This is a genomic window from Brevibacillus sp. HB1.2 (genome assembly GCF_013332495.1).
GTDB lineage: Bacteria > Bacillota > Bacilli > Brevibacillales > Brevibacillaceae > Brevibacillus > Brevibacillus porteri.
The window spans coordinates 1-13,191 of the sequence record NZ_JABMIU010000002.1 but is presented as its reverse complement, the minus strand read 5'-3'; the positions used below and the strand labels follow the sequence as shown (position 1 = coordinate 13,191).

Sequence of the window (13,191 nt, the reverse complement as noted above, 5' to 3'; positions counted from 1 at the left end):
AATGAGGGATTTTATTGTTTCTAAATTGAAAAATCCTCGGACTTCAGATTCATTAAATCATCACGAGTTGGGTCAGGAATTTTGAGCAATCTAACAGCTTGCACACGTATTGCCTTTTCAATATTATTTCGCACATATCGTGCATTACTGAAATTTACATGAAACGGATCGCTCGTTACTGTAAGCAGTCTTCTTCTCAGTTTTTCACTTGCTTCAGCAGAGATTCTATACTCCTTGTTCTTTGCCATTACATTTGCAATATCCATCAACTCATCCACCTCATAATCAGCAAAGTTGATGTGGACGGGAAAGCGTGAAGGCAGTCCCGGATTTAAGTCAAGGAATGTATCCATTTCATCATTGTACCCTGCAATTATACAGACGAAATCATTGCCAAAGTCCTCAAGGCATTTGGTAAGACAGTCTACAGCCTCTTTTCCAAAATCTTTTTCACCGCCACGAGCTAATGAGTAGGCCTCATCGATAAACAGTATTCCTCCCATGGCTTTCTTAACAAGATCACGGGTTTTTTGTGCCGTGTGTCCAATAAATTCACCAACGAGATCTGCACGTTCCACTTCGGTTAGGTGACCCTTAGTTAAAACACCCATTTCCTTAAAAATCTTACCGAAAAGGCGTGCAATTGTTGTTTTCCCAGTACCGGGATTTCCCTTAAAAACCATATGGAAAACTTGCTTCTCAATTTTAAGCCCGTGTCGTTCCCTTGCTTTATTCATTTTGATGAGCGCGTAAATTTCATAAATCGTTTTCTTGGCTTCATGTAAACCAATCAGGCTTTCTAATTCTTCAAAAACAGTTGTTAAATTTGAACTCGACGTGGTACGAACTATTTCAGGTAAAGTATTTAGCTGCTTAACACTTACTGGTCGATTGAATACAACTTGAATTCGATTATTACTACTTGAAGATTCGAGCACCTCAGTTTGAGGAATGGCTCCTGCTTGCTTCACATGTTTCACCTGCCTTGACCATCATACAGAAAGTATACTCAGGAACATCGGAAAACCTGCCAATTTTTACGCAAGAGATTGAAGTGGATCATTGGGCGATAGAAATGTGTTTATTATTAAAATAAGAAAGGCACCTGATAAACAAGTGCCTTGGGAAACTACTACTTGATTGCGTCAAGAAGATCGTCTTCATTAATGGAAGGAAGTGCTTCAGATTCCGAAATGCTTTCAAATTGACTATCAACCAGTTTCTTCGAATTCAAACCTTTTGAGCTGGCGGATTTATAGAGTTGGTGAGGTGAATTTGGGATCAAGATATGCTTCTGAAGGTCTTCATCGTAACTACCATGTAAGAACAAGAGATATTCACCCTGCTCTAATTCTTGAAATTTAGGTGCTACGATGTCAGCCATTTCTTTACCACCGCCCGTGTCGAAACCAATAACACGATAAACTTCGACAGTATCACCTTCTGAAATCTTTTGGTCAGTCTTGTTGCTATATACTTTATCTACTTTAACCTCATATACATAAAATACGATTTCAGAAACTTGTTCTTTTCTGTACTCATTCGGTAATTTTGCTTTGATAATCACGTTTGAGTTTTCAACCAACTCGTCAGTTGATTTATAAATTTTAGCCAAAGCATTGCTATGAGAGTCTGCGTGTGCTGTTTTCTTGATTTCTTTAAAAGCTAGCGCTGACCATACTCCAACAACTAAAGCTGCCGTTGAAATCATTGTGATTAATTTTTTCATTAACTACACGCCCTTTCAATATTAGTCGGTATAGAGCATCAATGTCCCAGTCAAAAACATCATGATTATCCATTATTGAATCTTCACTCGTATCAGATGTATGTACTAAACCAAGTAAATGCCCGAATTCATGTGCCATTGTATTAATCCTGTCGTCTTCGCCTAGGCTATCGCACATACTGGCAGAAATTATTACCTCGGCAGAATCGTAAGGAGAACGACCTTCTCTGCCAAATTCATCATAAGGTACACCTTAACCATATATGAGAGTGTATTTCGTGCAATCTTCTGATTTTTATGAAGAGTGTTTTACACTAACATAGCCAGTATATATATTTCTACTAATCGTAATAGCCTATGTTTGTGCAATACCATACTACTCTCTTTAAGCGCCCAAAATGGTATACTCAAGTGTTGGATGTGTTTGAGCGTCACAAGAAACAAAATTAATATGCTTGCTATGCTGAAGATGTATGTTCTGGTTAATCGAAGTGGTGGTCTTATGCGCTAAAACGGGCAGGCGTTGTTGCGATTTCCAATATATGTTATGTTTGGTGTATTTTTAAAAATGTCTATGGAGGCATATATTATGAAATTGAAATATGCTGTGCTGAATTTAATGGTGGTTGGTTCAATGTCTATTTTGCCACTTTCTAGTGCAATCATTGCTGAAGGGAAAGAAAAGGAGAATTAAGTGCGTTATGTTACTCCTTTTAATGAAGATGAGTTCTGGGATAGGATGGAGACTCAGAAACGCATACCTGACCTAATCAAGTATTTAGAAAAAGAGTTTGATGATAACTATGCGGGTCTATATGTTGATCAAGAAAACGGAGGAATAGTTCATATTGGCTTCCATTCCATCGCTCAAAAAGAAGAGTTGAATAAAGTTGAAGACATATTGGGGGAAGATGTAGAGGTTGAATATGACGAAGTGAAATATTCCAATGAAGACTTAGATAAAGTTGTTGAAGAGATTTCGTTAAGCATTGATAAATCAGAGGAAAACATAGTAAACATCTCCTCTAGCTTTAAAGATCAGTCTGTAATCGTAGGATATACTGAAGATGAAAGTGAAGCAAAAGATAGTGTAGAAAAAAGTTTGAACAAAAAATCAATTAGAAAAATGGATCTGGAGGAGTCATTAATTAAGTTTGAACAAACAGAAAAAATTGAGCCTAAGATAGATAGAGCGCAAATAAAGGTTAGACCCGTTCCGGGAGCAGCTCAAATGAATTTTTCAGGAAGCGGTTTTTGCACAAATGGCTTCTCGGCAAAAGATTCAAATAGCTCTACTTACTTTTTAGTTTCAGCAGGGCACTGCGCCGAAAGTACGGGGCAGCAAGTTTTCCAAAGCTACGATAAAGACAATTTAATCGGTACCGTTCATACAAAGATATTTCACTGGGGTAGCTCAGTAGATGTATCCTTGGTTAAAGTTAAATCTGGGTTGACTACTCACAACATCTTAACTTCATCTGGAAGTAAATATGATGAAGCAGGATATCAAATTATTGGAGAACAAATCAGTGATTGGGAAGGTATGGGAGTGTGTACATCATTAGGTCAATCTGATACTCAAATGTGTGGATTTGTACAAGGAACAAATGAAAGTGTATATGCGTTTGGCGGTCATTTAAAAAACCAGAAAAAGGTTGGGCTAAAAGTTGTAAATGGAGACAGCGGATCACCAGTTGGAGCGCCTGATTCTAAAAACACAAAAAAGTTATATTTGTATGGAATCGTTTCTGCTGCTAAATCTAATGAGAGTGTTGCATATTTAACTTATATTGGTAACATAAAAGCAGAAACAGGTATCAAAACAATAACGGGCAAATAGTTTCGAAATACTAACACACGCCCAGTTAGGATTCGTTTGTGGGCGTGTGTTAGCAAGGAGGTAAATCCTATGAAGAAAGTAATAACATACTTGATGATATACTTGCTCTCTGGGACTTTCTTGTTTTTCGGAAAAGTATTTGTTTATATGCTAGGTGATGAACATGCATTTGGAAATTCCGCGCCTTTTTATTTTAGCTATTTCATATATTACATTGTGGTGCTCTATATCATTTATCTTGGTGTCAAAAGGTTGGGGTTAAATAATCGAAGTAAGACAAATAAAGCACTGGATATTACAATATTTATTATTTATGTTACTCTAGTATATTTGATTGCAATTGCGTTTATCTCAAAATACGTTGTCTACTTTGTGTAGACAGAAACGTCTTGCTCGAGTTGCAAAAACACCTTTAAAACAAAGACTGAATGAAAAGGTGATTTTAGAAGAAGCACTCATGATCGAGTGTTTGAGGAAGACTGAGTTACATTCACAACACGTAATAACTGGAATGTATAACATTTTTAAAGATGGAAAAGTAAATGGTATCTGGAATGATAAACTACAATTTATCTCTGATCCCCTTGATGAACTAGAGCAGGTGTGAGGAGCCAAAGGACTGTGACTTCTTTGTAGTCTTGTTTAGCTAAAAAGGGAAGAGAGTACTTCCTTCAATTCTCCAATTACAAATCCAAGGCAAAAAGAAACCTCAGAAATTAGCCCGTGTGCAATCAAAACCAGGAGATTTCATATAAAAATCAGCCTCAAAAGATAAACGACCATTACTCCGTAAGCAAAGAGTGATGGTCCTTCTGTTTTCTTCAACGATTCCCGTTCGGAATTCCATAATATGACATAATATTCCAGAATAAAGATCTTTAACAAACATGTGGAGGCACAAGATGGAGCAAAAGAAATATACGGACGTTGTACGTCTCGGCCATCAAACGACAGAGGGTGTATTCAACGTAGGGGATTTCATTATCATTCAAGAAAAGCTTGACGGAGCGAATGCAAGCTTTCGATACGATGAGGAAACGAACAGCATCCGAGCATTCTCTCGAAATATGGAATTGCATGAGGATGAGAATCTGCACGGCTTTTTTCAATGGACACATCTGCTCCCAAAAGAGGAACTTGTGGCTGGCATGGTTTATTTCGGAGAGTGGTTGAATCCTCATAAAATTAAATATCCTCAGTATGAAAAACAATTCTTTTTATTTGATATGTACGATACCGTTGCCTGCGAATATGTGGATTTCTCTATCGTGGAAAGGGAAGCGCAGCGACTTGGTTTGCAACTCGTACCGGTCTTTTATCAGGGGGATTACCAAGGGGAAGAGCATCTCAGATCGTTTGTCGGCAAAACAGCTCTAGGTGGCAAGCTCCGGGATGAAGAAATCGGTGAGGGCATCGTCGTGAAAAATGCCGATTACCGGGATCGTTTTGGACGACAGATATTTGTCAAAATCGTCACGGACGTATTTAGTGAAGTCAAACGTCAAAAGCCACCGAAAGACCCGAATCAACCGAAGTCGGAAGAAGTATTGTTTGTAGAGCAGTATGTGACGCTCGCACGTGTGGAGAAGTTTCTCTACAAACTGATTGATGAAGGTGTACTGGAAGAGACATTTGGCGTAAAAGACATGGGGATTATCCTGAAAAATCTGAATCTCCGCATTCATGAAGATCTCCTCAAGGAAGAGGCGAATGCCCTGCCTGATGGATATGATGAGAAAGAACTCCACAAAGTGATTAGCAAAGTGATTCCGCTTTTCGTGAAGGAGATTTTCTCAGAGAAAGCGGCAGGTAACCCATGACACAAGTATTTCAGTTGGCGTGCCCTGCTGCCGTAACGTTTTGGGCAAAATGTGGTATGATAGTGCATGAAGGGGCGTGAATCGGTGAACGATCTGATCAAAACGAAAGAAACAGCCATACTGATTGGTTGCTATTTAGATAACCGGAATGAAGAAAGAACCCGTCTTTCCATGGAAGAATTGCATGAGCTGGCCGCTACTGCTGGTGTAGAAGTACTGGACGTCATCACGCAAAATCGGGACCGGGTTGATTCTGCCTGGTATTTGGGGACAGGAAAAATTGATGAAATCGCGCAGAGGGCTGAAGAGCTGGATGTGGACGTCATCATTTTCAACGATGAGTTATCTCCGAGCCAGACTCGTAATTTGGATAAAGTTTTTGATTGCAAAGTGATTGACCGAACGCAGCTCATTTTGGATATTTTCGCAGGGCGTGCACAGTCGCGTGAAGGGAAAATCCAGGTAGAGCTGGCGCAGTACAACTACCTGCTGCCTCGGCTTGCCGGGCAAGGAAAGCAGCTGTCTCGTCTCGGGGGCGGAATCGGTACGCGTGGTCCGGGTGAAACCAAGCTGGAAAGCGACCGTCGTCATATTCGCAAGCGGATTAGTGAACTCAAGCAGCAATTAGAGGATACGGTTCGGACGAGACAATTGCATCGAGAGCGTCGGAAGAAAAACAATGTGTTCCAGATTGCGTTGGTCGGCTATACGAATGCTGGGAAGTCGACGATCCTCAACAAGCTTACGAATGCAGACACGTTGCAGGAAGACAAACTGTTTGCCACTTTGGACCCGACGACCAGGCAATTGGAGTTGCCGAGCGGACTGGATGTCCTATTGACGGATACGGTTGGTTTTATTCAAGACTTGCCTACGAGTCTGGTCGCTGCATTCCGTTCGACGCTAGAAGGTGTGAAGGAAGCGGACCTCATCCTGCATGTGGTGGATAGTCATCACCCTGATTTCCAAGTACACATGGAAGTCGTAGACAAGATTTTGCGCGAGCTAAAAGCAGAAGAAATTCCGCAGCTAGTCGTTTTCAACAAGGCAGATATGCTCACAGAGGGCTCTTACTTGCCGCGTGCAGACGAATCGATTCTGATTTCTGCCATGCGGGAAAATGACCTGAAGCAACTGCTCACCCGGATTGAGTCATTTGCCCTGCAATCTTTCAATGAGATGAAGCTGCGCGTTCCAGTTGAGCGCGGAGACATTCTTTCCTTATTGCATCGGGATGGGGTAGAGATGGAACAAGAATTTAATGAAGAGGAAGCGGCCTACTTGATCACCGTTCGTGTGAACAAGGATAATCCGATATACGGCAGGATTGTTCCTTTCCTCCTGGATAAACCAGAGACTGTTGAAGAGAGTTGGTAAGTAACAGATGTTTTCATATTTTTCCCATGGAGAAAAGCTTCGCCCCCTCGTAATGGAGGTGGAAGCGACAATCTCAGAGAGACATCGTCAAATTTCCGCTTTGGTGGATACGAATCAACTGAAAGTATTGCGTTCCTTCCAAAAGCATGAAGTCAATGAATTTCATTTTTCAACATCCACAGGCTATGGCTACGATGATTCTGGACGTGCAACGCTGGAATCGATTTACGCCGAAGTGTTTGGTGGCGAGGCGGCATTGGTGCGTAACCATATTATCTCGGGTACACATGCGATTGCGATTTCATTGTTTGGCATTCTTCGTCCAGGCGATGATCTTCTCTATATTACGGGCAAGCCATACGATACGCTTGAAGAAGTAGTAGGTGTGCGCGGCGAAGGGCAAGGCTCACTCAAGGATTACGGCATCGGTTATAGCTACGTGCCTTTAACGCCAGAAGGTGAAATTGATTTTGTGGCAGTCGCACAAGCGATTACACCACAGACGAAGGTCATTGGGATTCAGCGTTCGCGAGGCTATGCAGATCGACCTTCTTTTACCATTGTGAAAATCAAAGAAATGATACGGGTTGTAAAAGAAATCAAGCCTGATCTGATTGTATTTGTAGACAACTGCTACGGAGAGTTCACGGAGGAGCAAGAGCCATTGCACGTAGGTGCAGATATCATGGCAGGCTCTCTCATCAAAAACCCGGGTGGTGGCTTGGTCAAGACAGGCGGTTATATAGTAGGACGCGAGGATTTGGTTCAGCTCGCATCGTATCGGATGGCAGCACCGGGAATTGGCGCAGAGGGTGGTGCATCGCTCTACTCGCTTCTGGAGATGTTCCAAGGCTTTTTCTTGGCCCCACACGTAGTGGGAGAAGCTTTAAAAGGAGCGGTATTCTCTTCGGCAATGCTGGAGCGTCTGGGCTTCAAAACAAATCCACTGTGGCATGAGCCGAGGACCGACCTGATTCAATCCGTGGAATTCGGTAGTGCAGAACGACTGATTACGTTTTGCCAAGGGATCCAAAAAGCAGCACCAGTCGATTCACACGTCACTCCGTATCCAAGTGAAATGCCTGGGTACGCTGATCCTGTGATTATGGCAGCAGGTACGTTTATTCAAGGGGCGAGCATCGAATTCTCGGCAGATGGCCCAATTCGTCCACCTTACTTGGGCTTCGTTCAAGGCGGGTTGACGTACTCGCACGTAAAAGTGGGGATTTTGACGGCGTTGAACGGGATGCTGGAAAAAGGCTTACTCGAAATTCCTGGTGAATAGGATAAAAGCGCATGGAACGGACGGCATTCTCTGATGATGGAGGATGTCGTTTTTTTATGTGAAAAAACTGTACATAACTTTCTGTGTAATATTATCTAACATCTATTGACAGGGATTTTGTTATAAAATAGAATAAGACTAAGAAATACGAAACAGGAGGGACAAGTCATGAGTGATGACCTTCGCCGGAATATGGCCCTCTTTCCCATTGGGATCGTCATGAAGCTGACGGATCTCACTGCGAGGCAAATCCGTTATTACGAACAAAATGACCTGATTCAGCCCGCCCGCACAGAAGGGAAGCAGAGGCTCTTTTCTTTCAACGACGTAGATCGCTTGTTGGAGATCAAGGCTCTGATTGAAAAAGGACTGAATATTGCAGGGATCAAGCAAGTCCTGCAAATGCAAGAGCCTGCTATGGAACAAACAGAGATTACCACGACGTCCGAAGAGAAACGCAAGGACATGTCCGACAAAGAGCTGCATCAGCTCCTAAGGCAACAGATTATGTATCGCGATGCCTCTCGCCATGGCGAGGGTGCATTGATACGTGGAGAGCTTTCCCGCTTCTTCCACTAGATAGAAAGCCGATATAGAGACAGGAGGAGAGAAATGTGAGCAAGTTTACAAGAGAAGACATCATGCGCATGGCCCAAGAAGAGGACGTAAGGTACATCCGACTGCAGTTTACCGACCTGATGGGGATCATTAAAAACGTAGAAATCCCGCTGTCCCAATTGCCAAAAGCACTCGATGGCAAAATGATGTTTGATGGTTCTTCCATCGAAGGCTTCGTTCGTATCGAGGAATCCGACATGTACCTGGTACCTGATCTGGATACATGGGTTGTATTCCCGTGGGGCAATGAGTTTGGCAAAATTGCACGTCTGATCTGTGATATCCACATGCCAGATGGCTCTCCATTCGAAGGAGATCCGCGCTACATCCTGAAGCGTGCCCTGAAAGAAGCCGAAGAAATGGGCTTCACAGCATTCAACGTAGGTCCAGAGCCTGAGTTTTTCCTGTTCAAGCTGGACGCAAAAGGTGAGCCTACGCTGGATCTGAACGACCAAGGTGGATACTTCGACTTTGCTCCACTCGACTCCGGTGAAAACTGCCGTCGTGATATCGTATTGACGTTGGAAAAAATGGGCTTTGAAGTGGAAGCATCTCACCACGAGGTAGCTCCAGGTCAACACGAAATCGACTTCAAGTATGCAAATGCACTTCAAGCAGCTGACCAAATTTTGACGTTCAAACTGGTTGTTAAAACCATTGCGCAAAAACACGGTCTGCATGCGACCTTCATGCCAAAACCGCTGTACGGCGTAGCTGGTTCCGGTATGCACGCGAACCAATCGCTGTTCCGTGGTAAAGAAAATGCTTTTTATGACGAGTCCGATGTAATGGGACTGAGCCAAACAGCGAAGCATTACTTGGCAGGTATTTTGCAGCATGCTCGTAGCTTTACTGCGATCACGAATCCGCTCGTAAACTCTTACAAGCGTTTGGTTCCTGGTTACGAGGCTCCTTGCTACGTAGCTTGGTCTGCGAAAAACCGTTCTCCATTGATTCGTATCCCTGCTTCCAGAGGCTTGAGCACGCGTATTGAAGTACGCAGCCCAGACCCTGCAACGAACCCATACTTGGCGTTGGCAGTTATGCTGAAAGCTGGTTTGGACGGAATCAAAAACAAGCTTACGCCACCACCTGCCATTGATCGCAACATTTACGTGATGACCGAGCAAGACCGCGAAGCAAACGGAATCGAGAACTTGCCTGCTACTTTGAAGGAAGCAATCGAGTGCCTGAAAGCAGATCCGGTGATTTGCGAAGCATTGGGCGAGCATGCATTGGTACACTTTATTGAAGCGAAAGAAATTGAGTGGGATATGTTCCGCACACGCGTTCACGATTGGGAGCGCGAGCAATACATGACTGCTTATTAATAAGCGAAACCCCTTGTGCCTGTAGGTGCGAGGGGTTTCACTTATTAATAAGCTTTTTTCAAATTCGCCACAAAACCAACTCCCTTATTCGAATTCAAAAAAAGCGCATCCGGTTGGGTGTGTTTTATTTGTTGTCAGGAACATGTTCGATGATGTCTTCAATACAGCAGTCTAGGTGATTACAGAGCTTGTCCAACACGTCTAGGGATACATACGCAAAACCCACGTACAAGCGAAGGGTTAAGAAGCAAAAAGAGCGTGGAAAGATTACCCTGGCAGTACTAGCGGAAGTATGGGAGCGGGACAACAAGCTTTGGCGTGCGGGCCAGTTACTCAGGCGAGAACTTGCCATTGGAAAGCTCATAACACGAGAGAAGGCCGCCAAGCGTTCGAGCCGTATCAGCAAACAGTGCTCCTCCCGCTATACAGCAAAGGCAATTCATGAAGAAGGTGGTAGGCCAATGGTAAACCCACAACCTACAAATGCACATATTAGAATAGCCCATTCACTATATGAAGAAATCGCAATGCGAGATTTCTCTAAGCGTCAGCGAAGCATGATTGATTTAGTTTTACGGTTGAGTAGGGGATGTGGTATAAGGCATGGATGTATGACAGTTCAATAAGCACTTTGAACAATGGAAGATCGCTCGCAAAAAAAGCATCATCAGAACACCTGAAAAAGCTGGTAAATAGCAGCTTACAAAACATTGAGGTCGCCAATGTTTTATTGTCGACACTACTACAAAACATTTAAGCTAACAATGAATCGTTGACGGAATCAATAAAAAATATGACGGGGATAACGCTCCAATCCCTTTCGGCTCTAAGGATGAAGAGGGTATAAAGAAAGTCTTTTGAATAAATCTTTTAAAAAATCTTCTTCTACGAATGAGATACCTACCGGGGGTGGCATAAATGAAACCGTTCTGGAAGAAGATCTAAATGAAATGGAGCTGGCTTTCCAGAGAGTAGAAGAAAAGATGATCACAAAGACAGGTCATATGAAATACCTCAAAGGTGATGAACCTAAAAATATTCAGACCTTTGTCGTCAGCGGAGGAACAATGGACATGCTCCTTGCTGCAATAGATGAGGCATTCGAACAGTACCAGCCACGTCATCCAACACGACAAGATTACATCGGTGAACTACTGCTTGTCATTTGCTTGGAAAAAGCTTGAACGAGACAAGGCAATCACGAGTGGCAAAACTGCACAGCCCATAACACGGGTAAGGTCTTACCAAATCATTAAATGGAACGGCTGCGAAATTAGGTCTTACGGAGATTGGTTGCCATACGATGAGGAAAACATTTGGCTATTTTTTTACAAGAAAACAAGGGATATTGCCACACTTCAGATGATCTTCAATCACAGCCATCCGCAAATCACGTTGCGGTACATCGGATTAAACCAAGACCTTATGGACGAAGCAGTAGATAGCTTCAGCTTATAGGGCACACAATCTCAATTTTGTTAAATGGTCAGAGCTGATATCTAATAGAATATGAGCAGATAAATAGAAAAACGACCATCCCTCAGCCACATTAGGGCTTTTGAGACAGTCGCTGTGGAATTATTTATGACCCCACGGGCAGAAGCATCCGTTTATTGTGTCAATGCACCAAGGAGGCAGGCAAGTGGAATATGGTTGCTTTGATCCTAACGCTTGAAGAAATCGCTTAAACATAGTTATTCACCTCCAAAAAAGTTAATTATTACCAATAATTAAAGCTTAACATATACAGACAAATATATAAATACTAATTTTCAGAAGATTTCTGGGGTGTGATTTAACAAACTGCTCATTTTGATAAATAGAAAGGTGTGTACAAGATGAAAGTTTTGGAATTAATTGAACTGTTAAAGAAGATGCCTCCTTATGCAGATGTTAAAACAGACAACGGGGAGTATTTAGAAAATCCGGAGCATGTGGAAGAGGATTCACGTGGATATGTAATCATTCGTAGTTCTTAATAAACCAAAAGGGTGAATCGGAATGGATGTAAAAAAGGGAGATAGCGTCACAGACGTTTACGGCAATCAAGGAACAGTAGTTGATGTTTTCTATGATTACGTTCGATTGAACACGGGGAAGCATGTTTATAAGCTTGCAATTACTTCGGTGACTTAACAAATTGTGTAGAGAGTCTAGCTACTTGTTTTTTGATTCGAATCTTTCAAGTTCCTCTACCCATTCATCGATAAGTTTTTTCAGAAACATCGTAGAAATGCTGCATTTAAAACTATACAAGTGATTATCTTCTATACTCTCAAATAGATAATTAATTACATTTGTCTTCTCACTGAATATTTCTAGTCTGCAAGCATTACCTCTAAATTGTTCAAAATTCGAAGAACCGGAGACAACTCTATCAATTGCGTCTAAATACCATTTTGCTGAATGAACAGAAATCTCCGAGGAAAAAAGATCAGATAGTGATTCATAACCAACTGGAAACCCTATGCATAAAGTTTTTATTCCGTTGCTCAATTCCATTTCTTCAATTTGATAGGTTAGTTCCATCAAGATACCACCTTTTTATCTAAGAATAGCAAATGTCAATTTAACAAAATAGTTAGGAAGTGTCATATGGCAAGAAAATCATCTGCAATGGGCGCAAGTAAGTACGAGTTTAACCCACGTCAGTTTGACTAAGATGTTCAGCAAAACGCGGTTAGATACGAAACCAAAAAGGAAGAGATTAGACAGAAAATTAATAGCATTCTAGCAAGCGACCCAGCGAGGATGCCAGAAACGTTCTCGCTTATCATTGAGGCGCTACGGGAAAAATCAGTTCTCGAAGTTGCGTTAAAACGCTAGGTAAGTATTCTTGTGGATGTAAAAGAACTGCAACCAACACGCTTATTGTTATGGCTGCAATCCAAATAAACCTTTTGGATTCTCTTGATTTTAATTTTTGAGTGAAAAGCAGAGAAAATAACAAAATAGGAATATTTAAAATTAATGTTATTGGAATACTTACAATTCTTCCAAGACCTGTATAAGGAAAGTATTCGATCAAAAAAATTATGGTAGCTATACTCGGAATCATGGCTAAAAAGAAAGTTATTACTGGCTTCTTCATTTGGTGACCTCCTAATCTGGTTGTTTGCAGTTTCACTTAATTTTCGTACCGCGATTCCCATAATAAGGTATTCGTGGAATGAATAAATCTATCCTGTCCG

Annotated in this window: 14 protein-coding genes; 9 read left to right on the top strand and 5 right to left on the bottom strand. The window is 41.9% G+C overall.

Going from position 1 to position 13,191, the window contains the following annotated elements; all coding sequences use genetic code 11:
- Window positions 1–20 precede the first annotated feature (20 nt).
- Together HPY28_RS04825 and HPY28_RS04820 are read right to left on the bottom strand one after the other, a co-directional pair.
- Complete coding sequence (locus HPY28_RS04825; protein WP_069844681.1) at window positions 21–971, bottom strand: AAA family ATPase; 951 nt, start codon at window positions 969–971, stop codon at window positions 21–23.
- A gap of 161 nt (window positions 972–1,132) precedes the next feature.
- Window positions 1,133–1,729 (bottom strand): hypothetical protein, encoded by a 597-nt coding sequence (locus HPY28_RS04820; RefSeq protein ID WP_174230181.1) that lies wholly within the window; start codon window positions 1,727–1,729, stop codon window positions 1,133–1,135.
- A gap of 694 nt (window positions 1,730–2,423) precedes the next feature.
- Between HPY28_RS04820 and HPY28_RS04815 the strand changes: the two genes are divergently transcribed.
- From HPY28_RS04815 to glnA, 7 genes are all read left to right on the top strand, one after another.
- On the top strand, window positions 2,424–3,569 hold the full coding sequence (locus tag HPY28_RS04815) for a chymotrypsin family serine protease (RefSeq protein WP_174224270.1): 1,146 nt from the start codon (window positions 2,424–2,426) through the stop codon (window positions 3,567–3,569).
- Window positions 3,570–3,638: 69 nt separating this feature from the next.
- Window positions 3,639–3,947, top strand: a complete 309-nt coding sequence (locus HPY28_RS04810; protein ID WP_017249226.1) for a hypothetical protein — start codon at window positions 3,639–3,641, stop codon at window positions 3,945–3,947.
- 524 nt (window positions 3,948–4,471) lie between these two features.
- Window positions 4,472–5,389: an RNA ligase family protein gene (locus HPY28_RS04805; RefSeq protein WP_174230180.1), complete on the top strand. Its 918-nt coding sequence runs from the start codon at window positions 4,472–4,474 to the stop codon at window positions 5,387–5,389.
- An 84-nt stretch (window positions 5,390–5,473) separates the two neighbouring features.
- Window positions 5,474–6,766, top strand: a complete 1,293-nt coding sequence (gene hflX / locus HPY28_RS04800; RefSeq protein ID WP_017249223.1) for a GTPase HflX — start codon at window positions 5,474–5,476, stop codon at window positions 6,764–6,766.
- Between the two features lie 7 nt (window positions 6,767–6,773).
- Window positions 6,774–8,051 carry a methionine gamma-lyase family protein gene (locus HPY28_RS04795; protein ID WP_017249222.1) on the top strand — a complete coding sequence of 426 codons (1,278 nt, stop codon included), beginning with the start codon at window positions 6,774–6,776 and terminating at the stop codon, window positions 8,049–8,051.
- 168 nt (window positions 8,052–8,219) lie between these two features.
- The gene (locus HPY28_RS04790; RefSeq protein WP_017249221.1) at window positions 8,220–8,630 is read left to right on the top strand and encodes a MerR family transcriptional regulator; all 411 of its coding nucleotides are present in this window, start codon (window positions 8,220–8,222) and stop codon (window positions 8,628–8,630) included.
- A 35-nt stretch (window positions 8,631–8,665) separates the two neighbouring features.
- Window positions 8,666–10,000, top strand: coding sequence for a type I glutamate--ammonia ligase (gene glnA, locus HPY28_RS04785; RefSeq protein WP_007719084.1), 1,335 nt, complete (start codon window positions 8,666–8,668; stop codon window positions 9,998–10,000).
- A 124-nt stretch (window positions 10,001–10,124) separates the two neighbouring features.
- Here the strand turns inward: glnA and HPY28_RS04780 are convergent, their stop codons facing one another.
- Window positions 10,125–10,352, bottom strand: coding sequence for a helix-turn-helix domain-containing protein (locus HPY28_RS04780; RefSeq protein WP_082192194.1), 228 nt, complete (start codon window positions 10,350–10,352; stop codon window positions 10,125–10,127).
- 505 nt (window positions 10,353–10,857) lie between these two features.
- Here HPY28_RS04780 and HPY28_RS04775 point away from each other — a divergent pair.
- Both HPY28_RS04775 and HPY28_RS04770 read left to right on the top strand, forming a co-directional pair.
- Complete coding sequence (locus HPY28_RS04775; RefSeq protein WP_174230179.1) at window positions 10,858–11,184, top strand: hypothetical protein; 327 nt, start codon at window positions 10,858–10,860, stop codon at window positions 11,182–11,184.
- A gap of 654 nt (window positions 11,185–11,838) precedes the next feature.
- Window positions 11,839–11,979 carry a hypothetical protein gene (locus tag HPY28_RS04770; protein ID WP_173621974.1) on the top strand — a complete coding sequence of 47 codons (141 nt, stop codon included), beginning with the start codon at window positions 11,839–11,841 and terminating at the stop codon, window positions 11,977–11,979.
- 178 nt (window positions 11,980–12,157) lie between these two features.
- Here HPY28_RS04770 and HPY28_RS04765 read toward each other — a convergent pair whose 3' ends face one another.
- Both HPY28_RS04765 and HPY28_RS04760 read right to left on the bottom strand, forming a co-directional pair.
- Window positions 12,158–12,529 carry a hypothetical protein gene (locus tag HPY28_RS04765; protein WP_173621973.1) on the bottom strand — a complete coding sequence of 124 codons (372 nt, stop codon included), beginning with the start codon at window positions 12,527–12,529 and terminating at the stop codon, window positions 12,158–12,160.
- A gap of 244 nt (window positions 12,530–12,773) precedes the next feature.
- Window positions 12,774–13,091: a hypothetical protein gene (locus HPY28_RS04760; RefSeq protein ID WP_173621972.1), complete on the bottom strand. Its 318-nt coding sequence runs from the start codon at window positions 13,089–13,091 to the stop codon at window positions 12,774–12,776.
- Window positions 13,092–13,191 lie beyond the last annotated feature (100 nt).

Bases quoted from the DNA above. Each gene is read 5' to 3' on its own strand.
- HPY28_RS04820 (WP_174230181.1), bottom strand. From the start codon at position 1,729: ATGAAAAAATTAATCACAATGATTTCAACGGCAGCTTTAGTTGTTGGA.
- HPY28_RS04810 (WP_017249226.1), top strand. From the start codon at position 3,639: ATGAAGAAAGTAATAACATACTTGATGATATACTTGCTCTCTGGGACT.
- HPY28_RS04805 (WP_174230180.1), top strand. From the start codon at position 4,472: ATGGAGCAAAAGAAATATACGGACGTTGTACGTCTCGGCCATCAAACG.
- HPY28_RS04795 (WP_017249222.1), top strand. From the start codon at position 6,774: ATGTTTTCATATTTTTCCCATGGAGAAAAGCTTCGCCCCCTCGTAATG.
- HPY28_RS04790 (WP_017249221.1), top strand. From the start codon at position 8,220: ATGAGTGATGACCTTCGCCGGAATATGGCCCTCTTTCCCATTGGGATC.
- HPY28_RS04780 (WP_082192194.1), bottom strand. From the start codon at position 10,352: ATGGCAAGTTCTCGCCTGAGTAACTGGCCCGCACGCCAAAGCTTGTTG.
- HPY28_RS04770 (WP_173621974.1), top strand. From the start codon at position 11,839: ATGAAAGTTTTGGAATTAATTGAACTGTTAAAGAAGATGCCTCCTTAT.
- HPY28_RS04765 (WP_173621973.1), bottom strand. From the start codon at position 12,529: ATGGAACTAACCTATCAAATTGAAGAAATGGAATTGAGCAACGGAATA.
- HPY28_RS04760 (WP_173621972.1), bottom strand. From the start codon at position 13,091: ATGAAGAAGCCAGTAATAACTTTCTTTTTAGCCATGATTCCGAGTATA.